Below are 14,151 nucleotides of genomic sequence, written 5' to 3'. Positions count from 1 at the left end.
CGCACGATGCGCTTGGCGGCCGAGAACAGCGGCTTCATGAAGGCGCCGGAGTGGTACACGAACTGCTGCAGCTGCTCTTCGTAGGCTTCCAGGTCGGCCAGCGGACGCGTGGCCACGCCGCCTTCCATAGCGGCCTTGGCCACCGCCGGCGCGATGCGCACGATCAGGCGCGGATCGAACGGCTTGGGAATCAGGTATTCGGGGCCGAACGAGATATCGAACGTGCCGTAGGCGGCGGCCACCACCTCGTTCTGCTCTTCCTCGGCCAGCTCGGCGATGGCGTACACCGCCGCCTTTTCCATTTCACGGGTGATGGTGGTGGCGCCCACGTCCAGCGCCCCGCGGAAGATGTACGGGAAGCACAGCACGTTGTTGACCTGGTTCGGGTAATCCGAACGGCCCGTCGCCATCACCACGTCGTCGCGCACGGAATGGGCGAGTTCGGGCAGGATCTCGGGCGTGGGATTGGCCAGCGCCAGGATCAGCGGGCGCGGGCCCATGGCCGCGACCATCTCCGGCTTGAGCACGCCGCCGGCCGACAGGCCCAGGAACACGTCCGCGCCCTCGATCACCTCGGCCAGCTTGCGGGCGTCGGTCTTCTGCGCGAAACGCGCCTTGTCCGGGTCCATCAGCGTGGTGCGGCCTTCGTAGACCACGCCTTCGATGTCGGTGACCCAGATGTTCTCCAGCGGCAGCCCCAGGTCCACCATCAGGTCCAGGCAGGCCAGCGCGGCCGCGCCGGCGCCCGACGTGACCACCTTGACCTTGTCGATGTCCTTGCCCACCACCTTCAGGCCGTTGATGAAGGCGGCGGAAACGGTGATGGCGGTGCCGTGCTGGTCGTCGTGGAAGACGGGAATCTTCATGCGCTCGCGCAGCTTGCGCTCGACGGTGAAGCATTCCGGCGCCTTGATGTCTTCCAGGTTGATGCCGCCGAAGGTGGCTTCCAGGCCGGCGATGATCTCGACCAGCTTGTCCGGGTCGGTCTCGTTGATCTCGATGTCGAACACGTCCAGCCCGGCGAACTTCTTGAACAGCACCGCCTTGCCTTCCATCACCGGCTTGGAGGCCAGCGCACCGATATTGCCCAGGCCCAGCACCGCGGTGCCGTTGGAGATCACGCCCACCAGGTTGCCGCGGCCGGTGTAGCGGAACACATTGGCCGGGTCCGCCACGATTTCCTCGCAGGCCGCCGCCACCCCGGGCGAGTACGCCAGGGCCAGGTCACGCTGGTTGACGAGCGGCTTGGAGGCCACGACGGAGATCTTTCCCGGGGTGGGAAACTCGTGGTAATCCAGAGCGGCCTGGCGGTCGGATTGCGAATTCATGGGGCGGCGCCTCCTAGTCTTGAACAGGGAAAATTCTAGGTCGGCGGGCATAAGGTGATCATTCAGATTTAATATTGTCACATCACTTTTTTCTTATGGCTTGTCTATGACGCCGTTTTCCCCGGACGAGGTTATCCGGAAACTGACCTCGCGGCTGAAGATGCGCCACCTCATGCTGCTGTTACAAATCGAGCAGCACGGCTCGCTCACCCGGGTGGCCGAGCACATGGCCACCAGCCAGCCGGCGGTGACCAATGCACTGGCCGAACTGGAAAGCATGTTCGACGTGCCGCTGTTCGAACGCTCGGTGCGCGGCATGACGCCCACGCCGCTGGGCGCGGTGGTGCTGGCGCGCGCCCGCGCGCTGGTGCACGACCTGGGGCACCTGGTGCAGGAAATGGAAGCCGTGGCCGCCGGCCATGCCGCGCACCTGCACATCGGGGTGATCCCGTTCGTGTCGGGGCAATTGCTGTCGGCCGCCATCGCCCGCACCATGCCGCAAGGACGCGGCATCACCGCCACCATCCACGAAGGCCAAGGCCCGGCCTTGCTGCGCCAGTTGCGCGACCACACCCTGGACGTGGTGGTGGGCTGGGCGACTCCGTCGGTGGACCTGGGGCAGATCGACTTCGAAGTGCTGTACCACCAGCCGCCGCGCCTGATCGCCAGCCGGCGCCTGGCCGCGCGGCTGGGACGCACGCGGCTGGAATGGAACATGCTGGCCGACCTGGACTGGATCCTGGGCACGCCGGACAGCCCGATCCGTGAACAGGTGGCCGACATCTTCCTGCGCGCCGGCCTGGCGCCGCCCACGCCGTCGGTGCAAAGCGATTCGTCCAAGCTGATCGGCGAAATGATCGTCGCCAGCGACCGCGCCGTGTCGATCCTGCCGGCCGACATCGCCGATGAACTGGTGCGTATCGCCGGCGCGGCGATCGTGCCGTATTCTTTCGACTGGACCTTGCCGCCGATTTCGCTGTTCACCCGCGCCGACGGCTTGCGCCGCAATGTCGACGCCCTGTTCGCGGCGGCCTTGCGCGAGGTCTTCAGCCGCAACGGACGGGCTTGAGCCGGCTCGCCAAGATACCGGCACACAACGGAATCCGCCATGCACGCCAACCAATTCGTCATGCAGCGCAGCGCCCTGGCCGGCGTGCAGGCGGTGGCCGCGCGCAGCGCCCGGACGTTTGCGCGGCATACACACGAGCAGTTCGGCATCGGGGTGTTGCGGCTGGGAGGCCAGGCCTCGCACAGCGGCCGCGGCCAGGTCGAGGCCGGCCCGGGCCAGGTGATCACCGTGAATCCCGGCGAGGTGCACGACGGCGCGCCCATCGGCGGCGAACGCGCCTGGCAGATGCTGTACCTGGATCCGGCGGTGGTGGCCGAGGCGGTGGACGGCCTGCCGGCCGGGGCCGGCTTCGAATTCGAGCATCCGGTGCTGGACGCGCCGGCGCTGGCGGCGGACCTGCTGGCGCTGTATGCGCAGGTCACCGCCGCCGCCGAGCCGCTGGCCTGCGACACACTGCTGCTGCGGGTACTGGCGCGCGCCGGCCGCCAGGGCGCCCGCGCGCCCCGGCCCGGCGCTCCCGCGGCCATCCGCCACGCGCTAGGCCTGATCGATGACGCGCCCGCCGCCGCGCTGTCGCTGGCCGACCTGGCCCGGGCCTGCGGCCTGAGCCGCTTCCAGGTGCTGCGCGCCTTCCACCGCGCCACCGGCATGACGCCGCACGCCTACCAGGTGCAGCGCCGCCTGCTGCTGGCGCGCCACCTGCTGCGCCAGGGGATGGCGCTGGCCGACACCGCCGCGGCCGCCGGCTTCTCCGACCAGAGCCACATGACGCGGCTGTTCTCGCGCGCCTATGGCCTGTCGCCCGGACGCTACGCCTTGGCCGCTGCGCACTGAGGGCCTTGGCAAGCGCGACCACGCTGCAATTTCGTTCAAGACCGCAAGCGCCGGCCGCGCCTACGCTGCGGCCTTGTCCCGACTCCGGCCCTCTCCATGAACCGAACCCAAGGGTATGCCTGCCTGGCCGCCGCCATGGCGCTGGTGGGCAGCACCGTCGTTGCCAGCAAGGTCATCGCCGCCGGGCTGCCGCCTTTCACCGCCACCGCCATGCGCTTTGCGCTGGCGCTGCCGTGTTTCGCGCTGCTGGGCTGGCTGGCTGGCGCGCGCCTGCCGCGCCTGGACCGGCGCGACTGGCTGCTGCTGGCGGCGCAGGCCGTCGCCGGCAGCGTCGGTTACACCACCCTGCTGATCGCCGGCCTGCGGCGCACCTCGGCGGTGGACGGCGGCGTCATCCTGGGCACCCTGCCGCTGGTGTCGGCCGCCGTCGCCATCGCGGTGCTGGGCGAGCGGCCGGGCAAGGCCACGCTGCTGGCCATCGCCACGGCGGCGGCCGGCGTCTGGTTGATGACGCACGGCGATGCGGCATCTGGCGCCGGTTCGTGGACCGGCAATGCGCTGGTGTTGGGCGCGGTGCTGTGCGAGGGCCTTTTCATCCTGCTGCAGAAGCGGTTGCGCGCGCCGGTGCCGCCGCTGGCGCTGTCGACCTTGATGTGCGCCATCGGCCTGGCCGTGTGCCTGCCGGCCAGCCTGGCGGAGGCGCCGTGGACGCTGGCGCTTTCCGGCGAGGCCCTGCTGGCGGTAGCCTATTACGCGCTGGTGCCGACCGTGGCCGGCTTCGTGCTGTGGTACGCCGGCGCCGAGCGTGTCGCAGGGTCGGAAGCCGCCCTGTTCACCGCCATCGCGCCGGTATCGGCCGTCCTGCTGGCGGCGCTGCTGCTGGACGAATCCATGTCGGCGCGCCAGCTCGCGGGCATGGCCTGCGTGCTGGGCGCCGTACTCATCCTGGGCCGGACCCGCAAACCGGCCACCGTTGCGAGGTAAGCCATGCTGTTCCGCCACGCGAGCGCCATCTGGCGCGATTATCCCCAACTGTCCGCCGGCGCCCTGCACGTGCGCGGCATTCATCGGCACGCCGGGGTCGGCGACCGGGCCGCGCCGTTCCTGGAGCGCGCTCGCCAGCGGCTGGCAGGCGCCAGCGAATCCGACCTGCCGGAAATCCAGGCCTGGCGCCGCGCCTTTGCCAGCATGGGCATCAAGCCCACCCAGTACCGCTGCGCGTCGGAAGCGCTGCTGCGCCGCCTGCGCAAGGAAGGCTCGATGCCGCCGCTGCATCCGCTGATCGAACTGTGCAACGCGGTCTCCATGGCCTACGCCATCCCGGTCGCGGTGCTGGATGCGCAGCGCCTGGGATCGGCGCTGGAGGTGCGCTACGCCGACGGCACCGAGCGGTATCTCACGTTCGGCGGCGACACCGAGCATCCGGAACCGGGCGAAGTGACCTATGCCGATCCCGAAGGCCGCGCGCACGCCCGCCGCTGGACCAATCGCCAGAGCGGCCTGTCCGCGGTGCATGACGACACGCGCGAGGTGCTGATCGTGGCCGAGGCCCTGCATGACGGCGCGGCGCGCGACATCGCGCGGCTGACCGGGGAACTGCGCGCGGCGCTGGCCGAGGTGTGGCAGGCGCCGTTGCGCCATGCGGTGCTGGATGCGCGCGCGCCGGAATTCGAGGTGCGGCGGGAATGAACCGGCCCGCGCCGGCGCCGCGTCAACCGCGGCTGAAGGCCAACGCGAAGTCGTCGGAAAAGATGTCGGCAAGGGATTGCCGCAAGGCGGCGGCGCGCTCCGCGCCATAGGCGGCTTCGAAGCGGCGCTGCGCGTCTTTCCACAGGCGCTTGGACTCGGCCAGTTTGTCGCGCCCGGCATCGGTCAATGCCACGCGCCGGCTGCGTCCGTCGCGCTCGTCGCGCGCCATGCGCACGTAGCCGTCGCGCTGCAGCGGCTTGAGATTGTGCGCCAACGCCGAGCGGTCCAGCACCATGGCGCGCGCCAGGTCGGTCATCGAGGGCGTGCCGGCGCGCGCGATATGAACCAGGATCGAATGCTGGGATACCTTCAGGCCGCAGGGCGCCAGCACCGTGTCGTACAGCTGCGAAACGCGCCGGGTGGCCTTGCGCAGGGCGGCACCGTTGCAGACCAGCGGGTCCTGGGGAATGGCGGAGGAATCGGCGTCGGACATGGCGGATACGGACGGCAAAAGGAAAGGCGCGCGCCAGCGGGCAGGTTCACCGGACGAGCCGGGCACGGCAAGTCCATAACGCTACTGCCGCGCGCCGTCCCAGTCCAGCCCGATGTTGACATATATTGGCATATGCACGTAAATTTTACGCACCCTTCCCTCCGGCCGCCAGATCATGTCCGCCACCTCCGCCGCCACGCCTCGCCCCGCCAACGCGCGCCTGCAGGCGATGCTGCACGCGCCGATCGCGCCCACGCTGGCCCGGCTGGCCTGGCCCAATATCCTGATGATGCTGGCGCAGTCCGCCACCGGCCTGATCGAAACCTGGTTCCTGGCGCGCCTGGGAACGCCGGTGCTGGCCGGCGTGGCGCTGGTGGTGCCGGTACTGATGCTGATGCAGAACATGTCCCAGGGCGCGATGGGCGGCGGCATTTCGGCGGCCGTCGCCCGTACCCTGGGCGCGGGACGGCAACGGGAGGCCGACCAGCTGGTGCTGCACGCGGTCGTCCTGAACGCCGCGCTCGGAATCGTATTCTGCGCGCTGCTGCTGGCGTTCGGGCCGCAGTTGTACCGCGCCCTGGGCGCCGAAGGCGCGACGCTGGACGCGGCGCTGGCCTACTCCAACGTCATCTTTGGCGGCATCGTGCTGATGTGGCTGATGAACGCCTTTGCCAGCGTCATCCGCGGCACCGGCAACATGCTGGTGCCGGGCGCGGTGATCTGCGGCGGCGCGGCGCTGCTGGTACCGCTGTCGCCCTGCCTGATCTTCGGCTGGGGACCGTTTCCGGCGCTGGGGGTGGCGGGAGGCGGCTGGGCATTGGTCACGTACTACGCGGCGGGCACCCTGGTGCTGGGCGGCTATTGCCTGAGCGGCCGCAATGCCGCGCGGCTGACGCGCAGCCGCCTGCACCTGAGCCTGATGCGCAGCATTCTGCGGGTGGGCGCGCTGGCCACGCTCAACCCCTTGCTCACCAACGGCCTGGTGGCATTGACGGTGGCGCTGGTGGGCGCCTACGCCGGCACCGCGGCGGTGGCCGGCTACGGCATCGCGGTGCGGCTGGAATACCTGATGATTCCGCTGGCGTTCGGCCTGGGCGCGCCGATGGTGGCGATGGTCGGCGCCAACATCGGCGCCGGCCAGCCGGAACGGGCGCTGCGCATCGCGCTGACCGGCGGCGCCATGGCGTTCGCGCTGGCCGAGGTCATCGGCCTGGCGGCGGCGCTCTTTCCGGAAGCGTGGCTGCGCCTGTTCGGCGCGCAGGACCACATGCTGGCCGCGGGCGCCGCGTACCTGCGTATCGTGGGTCCGGTCTACGGCTTCTTCGCGCTGGGATTCTCGATGTATTTCGCCTCGCAGGGCGCGGGACGCTTGAAGTGGCCGCTGTGGGCCGGCGTGCTGCGCCTGGCCATCGCAATCGGCCTGGGCGGCGCGGTGCTGCGCCTGACAGGGTCGCTCGCGGGGTTCTTCGCGGTCGCGGCGCTGGCCATGGCGGTGTACGGGCTGGTGATCCTGGCCGCCGTGGCATCGGGGTCGTGGTTCGAACGCGGCCATCTGCGCCGGCCTGGCGTGCTGTCCCAACGCTGAGCCGCGCAGGCTACGACCGCGGCGCGTCGCGCAGCGCGTAGGCGACCAGTTGCTGGGCGTAGGCCGGCAGTTCGCCGCGCACGCACAGCACCAGGTCGCGCCCGGCCCAGTCGTCCGCCAGCGCGAGGCGACGCACGCCCGCCGCGCGACCATGGCGCACGGCGGCGACGCGCGGCATGATGGCGATGCCCACGCCCTGGCCCACCAGGCGGCAGACCGCATCGAAGCTGCGCAGGCGCACCCGGTACGACAGTACCTTGCCGCCGCGGCGCGCATGGTGGGCGATGTGTTCCTGCAAGGCGCTACCCTCGACCAGGCCGACGAATTCCTCGTCCGCGACGTCGGCCAGCAGCGCCGTCTCGCGGCCCGCCAGGCGATGGTCCGGCGGCACCACCAGCGCCAGCGGATCATGGCGAAAACGCGCAACCTGCAGACCCTGCAGGTCGGTCGAATCGGCCAGCACGCCGATGTCGCAGGTGCCGGCGCGCAGGGCGTCGGCGATTTCGTAGCTGAGGCGCTCTTGCAGATCCACCGACACGCGCGGGTGATCCTTGAGGAAGTCGCCCAGCACGGCCGGCAGATATTCGCTGAGGGCGGTGGTGTTGCACAGCACTCGCACATGGCCCTTGAGCCCCTGCCCGTAATGATCCAGCTCGCCGCGCATCCGGTCCATCTGCGCCAGCACCAGGCGCGCGTGATGCGCCAGCGTGCGCCCCGCCGGCGTGGCCTGCACGCCGCGGTGCTCGCGCAGCAGCAGCGGCACGCCCAGCGTTTCCTCCATGCCGCGGATACGCTCGCTGGCCGACGCCAGCGTCATGTGCGAACGCCGCGCGCCGGCCGTGATGGAACCGGTTTCCTGCACATTGAGGAAGAGCCGCAGATCGGTAAGGTCGAAGCGCATGGCAAAAAGCGTAGCACGCCAGGCTCAGGCGCTTCCATAGGCTGCCTACGCCAGATCCCGATAGGGAGACGTCGCGCCACGGGCGCAGAATGGCGCCATCCATCATCGAAAACGGGGTTTTCCAATGACACATGCCATCACCGGCCGCGCGGCCAGCGCCTGGTGCGCGGCGCTGCTCGCGGCGCTGGCGCTGCACTCCTCAGGCCGGGCCGAAGCCAACAATGCCCTGTCGGCCTATGCCACGCCGGTGCAGAAGTATGCGCTGGCGCTGGAGGCCCAGACACAGGGCGACTACCCCGCCATGCTGGCCTGGTTGCGGGCGGCGGCGCGCGAAGGCCACGCACCGGCCCAGCGCATGCTCGGCATTGCATTGATCGGCGGTCCGGCCCTGTACGGCGCCGGGCAGCCCGCCGACCTCTGCGAAGGCCGCCAATGGCTGCTGCGCGCAGCCGGCCAGGGCGCGGGCGACGACGTCGCCTACGCCCTGTTCGGCCGGCCGCGCGACGCGCTGACCGCGCACTGCGAGGCCGCATGAGCGCCAACGACCTGCTGGGCGCGGGCACGCCCGCGTTGCTGGCCGCGACCGCCGCGGTATTCGTGCTGGCCGGCGTGGTCAAGGGCGTGGTCGGCCTGGGCCTGCCGACCATTTCCATGGCCATGCTGGCGCTGATCATGGCGCCCGCGCAGGCCGCCGCGCTGCTGATCGTGCCGTCGCTCATCACCAACCTGTGGCAGGCGCGGCCGTGGCCGACGTTGATGCGGCTATTTCGCCGCATCGCCACCCTGCAGGCGGGCGTCTGCGCCGGCACCCTGGCCGGCGCCGCATGGTTCGGCGCCCCCGCCGGCCATTGGGCCAGCGTGTGCCTGGGCGTCGCCCTGGTGGCGTATGCGGCCTGGGGGCTATTCGGCACGCCGCCCGCGGTGCCTGCGCGGCACGAGGGCGCGCTGGGCGCCGTGGTGGGCACGATCACCGGCCTCATCACCGCGGCTACCGGCGTGTTCGTGATTCCCGCCGTGCCCTACCTGCAAGCGTTGCACCTGGACAAGGACGGCCTGATCCAGGCGATGGGCATCTCGTTCACGGTGTCCACCGTCGCCCTGGCGGCGGGCCTGTGGCTGAACGGCAGCTATACGCCAGGCGCCGCGGGCGCCTCGGTATTGATGCTGTTGCCGGCCCTGGCCGGCATGGCCCTGGGCCAGTGGTTGCGCGGCCGTCTGTCGGCGCGCGCCTTCAGGCAGTGCTTCATGGTCAGCCTGGCGCTGCTGGGCGCCTACCAGGTGGCGCAGGGCCTGGCCGGGTAGGCGCCCTGGCCGGGCGTCAGGCGGCCAGGCGCCGTTCGTCGACGAAGCCGATCGACACGGACATCTCGCGCCAGCGCGCCAGCTCCTGCTGCACCGACTGGATCTTGCCGCGCGCCTGGTCGAAGGCGTCGCGCCCCAGGAACAGATGCAGCGGGGCGTACTGCGCCTGCGCCGCCTGGATCAAGGCGCGCGCCGCCTTGGACGGGTCGCCGGCGGGGGGATGCCCCAGGCCGGCGCCGGCCTCGGGATGCGCCCCCTCCGCCCGCGCCCGCATCGCGCCGGGGTAGACCAGCGACACGCGCACGCCGTGCGGCGCGGCTTCCAGGGCCAGCGTTTCGCTCAATCCGCTGACGGCGAACTTGGCGGCGCTGTAGGCGCCCCAGCCCGCGCTGCCGCCATCGAACCCCAGGATCGACGAGATGTTGAACACATGGCCGCCGCGCTGCGCCCGCAGCCGCGGCATCACCGCGCGCACCACGTTCAACACGCCGAAGACATTGATGTCGAAGCTGTCGCGCAGCTCGGCGTCCGACAGGGTTTCCAGCGCGCCGGCCAGGCCATGGCCGGCGTTGTTGACCACCACGTCGATGCGGCCGAACGCTGCCACGGTGGTGTCCACCGCGCGGCGCACATTGCCCTCGTCGGCCAGGTTCACTTCCAGCGGCAGGAAGCGGCCTTCAAGCTTGGCGCCCACCGCGTCCATCAGCGCATCGACGTCGCGCGACGTGGCCGCGACCTTGTGGCCCTGGTCGAGCAGCATCCGGACCAGCGCCAGGCCCAGGCCGCCGGAGGCGCCCGTCACAAACCAGATTTTTTCGGTGCTCATGCGATCTCCCTCTGCTTGCGGCGGCCGGCAACACGCCGGCGGCCCGCTGGCGGCCACGGATTCACGCGGAATACATCGCCCCCAAGCGTGAGAGGAAGTGTAGGAATCGCGCGTCGGGCAGAACAGGCTCGTTCTTGCGTGAAACCTGCCTATTTCTACGGGTTTGCCGGACGGGGCCGTCGCGGCGCCCCGTCCCCGGCGGCCGGGCCCGGATATCAGCCCAGCGCGCTGCGGTAGTGTTCGCTGTCAAAGCTCGGCGCGCTGTCGGCCGGCGCGGCATCGGCCGCCGGCACGACGGCGGGAGCGGCGGCATCGACGCCGAAAAGGGAGAGTTCAGCGGTGACCAATGCAAGCAGAAGATTCGCCATGATGATTCCTTTGAGTCAAATGCCCAGGCCGGCGGCGGTTGCGCCGGTCTTATATAAGACATGGGGCTCATATTGCTGGGCGCGATGGCGCGCGTCCATTTGGTTTACTCAATCAGGGCGATTGAGGGAACGCAAGGCCGTGGCTCAGCCGGCGAAGCGGCGCCGCTGGCCGGTCTGCCGCACCGCCGCCACCAGCGCCCGCGCCACCGGCTCGGCCGAACGCGCGAAGGCATAGAAGCGCGCATTCGGCAGCGCCGGCATGCCTTCTTCGCGCGACAGCGCCCGCAGCCCTGGCCGCAGCTGGCTGCGCGCCACCGGGGCCACCGCGAAACCGGCCTGCGCGGCCGCCAGGCAGCCGGCCATGCTGCCGCTTTCGAACGCCGGCGACCACGCCCGCCGCGCCTTGCCCAGCGCCGCGATCGCGGCTTCGCGGTAGACACAGGGTTCGGGGAACACCGCCAGCGGCACGCGTTCGCCGGGCAGCCAGGCCTTGTCTTCGCCCCAGGCCCACACCAGTTCCTCTTCCCACAGCAGTTCGCCCTCGTCGCGCACGCGCGAGCACTGCTTGCCGAAGACCACGTCGAGCTTGCCGCGCGCCTGCTGGCGCAGCAGGTCCGCCGTCACGCCCACCTTCAGCTCGATGGACGCCCCCGGATGCGCGCGATGGAATGCCTGCAACACCTCGGCGAGCCAGGCGCCGGCGAAGTCTTCCGAGGAGCCGATGCGCAAGCGGCCCTTCAGGCCCGCGCCGCTCAGCCGGGCGCGGGCCTCGCGCTCGAGCTCGACGATGTTGCGCGCGTAGGCGTACAGCGTTTCACCGGCGGCGGTCAGTTCGAAACTGCGCGTGGTGCGTGCCAGCAGGATGGCGCCGGCGGCCGATTCAAGGCGTTTGATGTGGCCGCTGACCGCGGACGGCGTCAGCGCCAGCGCGTCCGCCGCCAGCGCGAAACCGCCGTGGTCCACGACCTCGAGAAAGGTGCGCAGCAGCGTCAGGTCCAGCACGGCGCCGGGGGAAGTCGGGAGGGTGTCCATGGGGCGGAATCAGTACACGATTCTTTGATAATAAACCCGGATTATTCACTAATCATGATTACCCGTGCCGCTATCGTGGAACTCCCGACATCCCCGGACACGGCGCCATGCCCTCTTACTCCACGATCCATACCCCCCTGCTCGAAATCGCCTATCTCGAGTGGAATCCCGCCGGCCGCCGCAGCGCGGTGCTGCTGCACGGTTGGCCCGACAGCCCGGCCGGCTGGGGCCCGGTGGCGCAACGCCTGGCCGCCGAAGGCTACCGGGTGCTGTGCCCGGCGCTGCGCGGGTTCGGCCCGACCCGCTTCCTGGACCCGGCCACGCCGCGCAGCGGCGAACTGGCGGCGCTGGGCCGCGACCTGCTGGACTTCATCGCCGCCCTGGGGTTGGAGCAACCGCTGTTGGTGGGTCACGACTGGGGCGCGCGAGCCGCCGCCAACGCCTGCGGCCTGGACGCGGGCGTCGCCGCGCGGCTGGTGCTGCTGTCGGTTGGCTACGGCACCAACGATCCCGCGCAGGCCCTGCCGCTGCCCCAGGCGCGCAGCTACTGGTACCACTGGTTCATGGCCACCCCGCGCGGCGCCGCCGCCGTGCGCGACGACGCGCGCGGCTTCACCCGCTACCTGTGGGACACCTGGTCGCCGCCTGGCTGGTACACCGAGCAGGAATTCGCCGAGGCCGCGCAGGCGTTCGACAACCCCGACTGGGCGGCGGTGGTGTTGCACTCCTATCGCCACCGCTGGGGCCTGGAAGCCGGCGACCCAGCCTATGCGCAGGATGGCGCGCGGCTCACGCCGGCGCCGCGGCTGGCCGTGCCGACCCTGGTGCTGCATGGCGGCGCCGACACCTGCAACCAACCCGCCACGTCCGAAGGCAAGGCGCATTACTTCAGCGGCCGCTACGAACGCCGGGTGCTCGATGGCGTGGGGCATTTCCCGCAGCGCGAGGCGCCGCAGGCGGTGGCCGCCGCCATCCTGAACTTCGTCGCCGCGCCGGCGGCGCCAGGCTGACGCGGCGAGCCGGCGCCGCGCAGGAAAACGGGGAATGGCGGATAATCCGCCTATTTCCCGCCCACGGGCGGCGGTTTCCTGCCGGCGCCCGCGCCTGGCAGCATTCGGAGTCAGCTATGTATCGCGGCATTGAAGCGATCGAACAATTCATGATGTCCATCGGACTGACCTGGCAGCCCGGCCGCACCGAGAGCGCCGAACTGCGCGCCAGCTACCGCATCGGCAACACCCGGCCGCTGGGCATCGATCGCACGCTGGTGGAATTCCACTGCGATGCCAAGCGCCCCAAGGTCTGGGTGCCGGAATTCTCGCGCACCAGCTTCCACCAGTGGTTCGAAGTGCCGTTCCAGGAGTTCGAATTCACGCCGGGCGGCTCGATGCTGAAGATCAAGGCCGCCGCGCGCGGCAATGCCCCGCCCTACAGCGTGGGACTGAAGCCGCTCGCCTGAACGGCCTTGCCCGCCCGGCCGTCTCCGGGCCCTCCTAGAGCGCCTTGTACATGATGGTCGTGCCGTCCAGCCTGGACGGATCGCGCGCGTCGCGGGCGAATCCCGGAATCACCCCCACGGTGTGATAACCCAGCGAGGCGTAGAGCGGCTCGGCATTGTCGCCGGTCCGCGTATCCAGCGTGATCAGGCTGCGCCCGGCCGCCACGGCCGCGGCTTCCGCCGCCCGCATCAGCGCCCGCGCAATGCCCTGGCGCCGGAAATCGGGATGCACCATCAGCTTGCGGATCTCGGCGCGATGCGGCTGGTTCGGCGGCGTGTCGCAATCGAGCTGCACCGAACCGGCGATACGGCCGTCCTGCCACGCCACCAGCAAGGCCAGGCGGCCGGCCGCCAGCGGCGGCAGCACCTTGTCGCGCCAGAAGGCCTGCGCCTCGTCGATCGAATACGGCAGCACGAAACTGATGCTGGCGCCGTCCTGCACACAGGCATGCAAGAGCGCGCCCAGCTCGGGCAAGCGATCGCGCGCCTGGTCGGCGGACAGGGAGGTCAAGGCAGGCAGGCAGGGAGACATGGCGGACTCAGATGATGAACAGCAGGTAGCGGGCGCCGCTGTGCGGCGGGGTATCGAAGGCGCTGGCGCCGTAAAGCTGGTATCGCAGGCAATCGCCGCGCGCCAGAGTATGGGACTGGCCGTCGACGCGGACCGACAGTTCGCCTTCCAGCATGACCAGGTGATGTTCAAGTCCGGCGCGCGGCGAATGCTCGTAGGCAATGTGGGTGGCCGCGGGGAGTTCGCAGGCCAGCACTTCGCCGGCCAGCTTCTGCGAGGGCGGCGAGACCGAGCGGCGCCGGAAGCCCGTGCCGCCATCGACCCACAGCGCCTGCGCCGCGCTCGGCACGAGCGGGGTGAAGTCGTCTTCGACCATGCGCATCAGGCGCGACATCGTCATGCCGTAGGCCCCGCACAGCTTGCCCAGCACGCTGGCGGTGGGACTGACCTCGGCATTTTCCAGGCGCGACAGCGTGGCGCGGCTGACGCCGGCGCGCCCGGCCAGTTCGTCCAGCGACCAGCCGCGTTCGACACGCAGCGTTTTCAGGCGATCGGCCAGGCGTTGGTCCAGGTCGGCTTCGGGAGCGGATGAATTTTCCATATTCGGGAATTTATCCCATATATGGAAATACATCAACGGTGCCCGCTGGCGGGCCACGCGAATGCGTTCCTGCCTGCGACGCAGCCGAGCCCTTCGACGGCCATGGCGACAATT

17 protein-coding genes are annotated in these 14,151 nt (G+C 70.3%); 9 read left to right on the top strand and 8 right to left on the bottom strand.

Translation table 11 applies throughout. From position 1 onward, the window contains the following. Positions 1-1,328, bottom strand: a 1,328-nt coding sequence (locus DK459_RS07420) for a malic enzyme-like NAD(P)-binding protein (protein WP_304529603.1), incomplete at its 3' end; no start/stop codon positions are given. 106 nt (positions 1,329-1,434) lie between these two features. Between DK459_RS07420 and DK459_RS07415 the strand changes: the two genes are divergently transcribed. The 4 genes from DK459_RS07415 (at position 1,435) to DK459_RS07400 (ending at position 4,920) form a co-directional block, all read left to right on the top strand. Next, positions 1,435-2,397, top strand: a complete 963-nt coding sequence (locus tag DK459_RS07415) for a LysR substrate-binding domain-containing protein (RefSeq protein ID WP_006387434.1) — start codon at positions 1,435-1,437, stop codon at positions 2,395-2,397. A gap of 39 nt (positions 2,398-2,436) precedes the next feature. After that, on the top strand, positions 2,437-3,231 hold the full coding sequence (locus DK459_RS07410; RefSeq protein WP_024070247.1) for an AraC family transcriptional regulator: 795 nt from the start codon (positions 2,437-2,439) through the stop codon (positions 3,229-3,231). Positions 3,232-3,327: 96 nt separating this feature from the next. Next, positions 3,328-4,215, top strand: coding sequence for a DMT family transporter (locus DK459_RS07405; RefSeq protein WP_054499123.1), 888 nt, complete (start codon positions 3,328-3,330; stop codon positions 4,213-4,215). Positions 4,216-4,218: 3 nt separating this feature from the next. Then, positions 4,219-4,920, top strand: coding sequence for a B3/4 domain-containing protein (locus DK459_RS07400; RefSeq protein WP_006387430.1), 702 nt, complete (start codon positions 4,219-4,221; stop codon positions 4,918-4,920). A 22-nt stretch (positions 4,921-4,942) separates the two neighbouring features. On the opposite strand, the gene DK459_RS07395 is transcribed toward DK459_RS07400, so the two are convergent. Further along, the gene (locus tag DK459_RS07395) at positions 4,943-5,413 is read right to left on the bottom strand and encodes a MarR family winged helix-turn-helix transcriptional regulator (RefSeq protein ID WP_024070249.1); all 471 of its coding nucleotides are present in this window, start codon (positions 5,411-5,413) and stop codon (positions 4,943-4,945) included. A 175-nt stretch (positions 5,414-5,588) separates the two neighbouring features. Here DK459_RS07395 and DK459_RS07390 point away from each other — a divergent pair, with 175 nt between their 5' ends. After that, complete coding sequence (locus tag DK459_RS07390; RefSeq protein ID WP_223308602.1) at positions 5,589-6,998, top strand: MATE family efflux transporter; 1,410 nt, start codon at positions 5,589-5,591, stop codon at positions 6,996-6,998. 10 nt (positions 6,999-7,008) lie between these two features. On the opposite strand, the gene DK459_RS07385 is transcribed toward DK459_RS07390, so the two are convergent. After that, positions 7,009-7,899: a LysR substrate-binding domain-containing protein gene (locus DK459_RS07385; RefSeq protein ID WP_070540638.1), complete on the bottom strand. Its 891-nt coding sequence runs from the start codon at positions 7,897-7,899 to the stop codon at positions 7,009-7,011. A gap of 124 nt (positions 7,900-8,023) precedes the next feature. On the opposite strand from DK459_RS07385, the gene DK459_RS07380 reads away from it, so the two are divergent. Then, a complete protein-coding gene (locus DK459_RS07380) occupies positions 8,024-8,434 on the top strand; it encodes a hypothetical protein (RefSeq protein WP_024070251.1) in 411 nt (136 codons plus the stop codon). Continuing rightward, complete coding sequence (locus DK459_RS07375; RefSeq protein ID WP_024070252.1) at positions 8,431-9,201, top strand: sulfite exporter TauE/SafE family protein; 771 nt, start codon at positions 8,431-8,433, stop codon at positions 9,199-9,201. Before DK459_RS07380 ends, DK459_RS07375 begins: the two co-directional genes overlap by 4 nt. Before the next feature lie 16 nt (positions 9,202-9,217). Here DK459_RS07375 and DK459_RS07370 read toward each other — a convergent pair whose 3' ends face one another. The 3 genes from DK459_RS07370 to DK459_RS07365 form a co-directional block, all read right to left on the bottom strand. Continuing rightward, a complete protein-coding gene (locus DK459_RS07370) occupies positions 9,218-10,027 on the bottom strand; it encodes an SDR family oxidoreductase (RefSeq protein WP_024070253.1) in 810 nt (269 codons plus the stop codon). Between the two features lie 215 nt (positions 10,028-10,242). Continuing rightward, positions 10,243-10,395 carry a hypothetical protein gene (locus DK459_RS30745; protein WP_024070254.1) on the bottom strand — a complete coding sequence of 51 codons (153 nt, stop codon included), beginning with the start codon at positions 10,393-10,395 and terminating at the stop codon, positions 10,243-10,245. A gap of 144 nt (positions 10,396-10,539) precedes the next feature. Then, on the bottom strand, positions 10,540-11,427 hold the full coding sequence (locus tag DK459_RS07365) for a LysR substrate-binding domain-containing protein (RefSeq protein ID WP_020926563.1): 888 nt from the start codon (positions 11,425-11,427) through the stop codon (positions 10,540-10,542). Between the two features lie 107 nt (positions 11,428-11,534). Here DK459_RS07365 and DK459_RS07360 point away from each other — a divergent pair, with 107 nt between their 5' ends. Together DK459_RS07360 and DK459_RS07355 are read left to right on the top strand one after the other, a co-directional pair. Beyond that, on the top strand, positions 11,535-12,437 hold the full coding sequence (locus DK459_RS07360; RefSeq protein ID WP_024070256.1) for an alpha/beta fold hydrolase: 903 nt from the start codon (positions 11,535-11,537) through the stop codon (positions 12,435-12,437). A 116-nt stretch (positions 12,438-12,553) separates the two neighbouring features. After that, positions 12,554-12,886 carry a hypothetical protein gene (locus DK459_RS07355; RefSeq protein ID WP_020926561.1) on the top strand — a complete coding sequence of 111 codons (333 nt, stop codon included), beginning with the start codon at positions 12,554-12,556 and terminating at the stop codon, positions 12,884-12,886. 34 nt (positions 12,887-12,920) lie between these two features. On the opposite strand, the gene DK459_RS07350 is transcribed toward DK459_RS07355, so the two are convergent. Together DK459_RS07350 and DK459_RS07345 are read right to left on the bottom strand one after the other, a co-directional pair. Beyond that, positions 12,921-13,457 carry a GNAT family N-acetyltransferase gene (locus DK459_RS07350; RefSeq protein WP_047991731.1) on the bottom strand — a complete coding sequence of 179 codons (537 nt, stop codon included), beginning with the start codon at positions 13,455-13,457 and terminating at the stop codon, positions 12,921-12,923. Positions 13,458-13,464: 7 nt separating this feature from the next. Next, the gene (locus tag DK459_RS07345) at positions 13,465-14,037 is read right to left on the bottom strand and encodes a helix-turn-helix transcriptional regulator (protein WP_049053994.1); all 573 of its coding nucleotides are present in this window, start codon (positions 14,035-14,037) and stop codon (positions 13,465-13,467) included. Between the last annotated feature and the right edge of the window lie 114 nt (positions 14,038-14,151).

It is taken from the genome of Achromobacter sp. RW408, from assembly GCF_003184165.1.
Taxonomy (GTDB): Bacteria; Pseudomonadota; Gammaproteobacteria; order Burkholderiales; family Burkholderiaceae_B; genus Achromobacter; species Achromobacter xylosoxidans.
This window is presented reverse-complemented; position numbering and strand designations above follow the sequence as displayed.

Coding starts and splice junctions, on each gene's coding strand:
- DK459_RS07410 (WP_024070247.1), top strand. CDS start 2,437: ATGCACGCCAACCAATTCGTCATGCAGCGCAGCGCCCTGGCCGGCGTG.
- DK459_RS07415 (WP_006387434.1), top strand. CDS start 1,435: ATGACGCCGTTTTCCCCGGACGAGGTTATCCGGAAACTGACCTCGCGG.
- DK459_RS07365 (WP_020926563.1), bottom strand. CDS start 11,427: ATGGACACCCTCCCGACTTCCCCCGGCGCCGTGCTGGACCTGACGCTG.
- DK459_RS07355 (WP_020926561.1), top strand. CDS start 12,554: ATGTATCGCGGCATTGAAGCGATCGAACAATTCATGATGTCCATCGGA.
- DK459_RS07380 (WP_024070251.1), top strand. CDS start 8,024: ATGACACATGCCATCACCGGCCGCGCGGCCAGCGCCTGGTGCGCGGCG.
- DK459_RS07390 (WP_223308602.1), top strand. CDS start 5,589: ATGTCCGCCACCTCCGCCGCCACGCCTCGCCCCGCCAACGCGCGCCTG.
- DK459_RS07395 (WP_024070249.1), bottom strand. CDS start 5,413: ATGTCCGACGCCGATTCCTCCGCCATTCCCCAGGACCCGCTGGTCTGC.
- DK459_RS07405 (WP_054499123.1), top strand. CDS start 3,328: ATGAACCGAACCCAAGGGTATGCCTGCCTGGCCGCCGCCATGGCGCTG.
- DK459_RS07360 (WP_024070256.1), top strand. CDS start 11,535: ATGCCCTCTTACTCCACGATCCATACCCCCCTGCTCGAAATCGCCTAT.
- DK459_RS30745 (WP_024070254.1), bottom strand. CDS start 10,395: ATGGCGAATCTTCTGCTTGCATTGGTCACCGCTGAACTCTCCCTTTTC.
- DK459_RS07385 (WP_070540638.1), bottom strand. CDS start 7,899: ATGCGCTTCGACCTTACCGATCTGCGGCTCTTCCTCAATGTGCAGGAA.
- DK459_RS07375 (WP_024070252.1), top strand. CDS start 8,431: ATGAGCGCCAACGACCTGCTGGGCGCGGGCACGCCCGCGTTGCTGGCC.
- DK459_RS07370 (WP_024070253.1), bottom strand. CDS start 10,027: ATGAGCACCGAAAAAATCTGGTTTGTGACGGGCGCCTCCGGCGGCCTG.
- DK459_RS07345 (WP_049053994.1), bottom strand. CDS start 14,037: ATGGAAAATTCATCCGCTCCCGAAGCCGACCTGGACCAACGCCTGGCC.
- DK459_RS07350 (WP_047991731.1), bottom strand. CDS start 13,457: ATGTCTCCCTGCCTGCCTGCCTTGACCTCCCTGTCCGCCGACCAGGCG.
- DK459_RS07400 (WP_006387430.1), top strand. CDS start 4,219: ATGCTGTTCCGCCACGCGAGCGCCATCTGGCGCGATTATCCCCAACTG.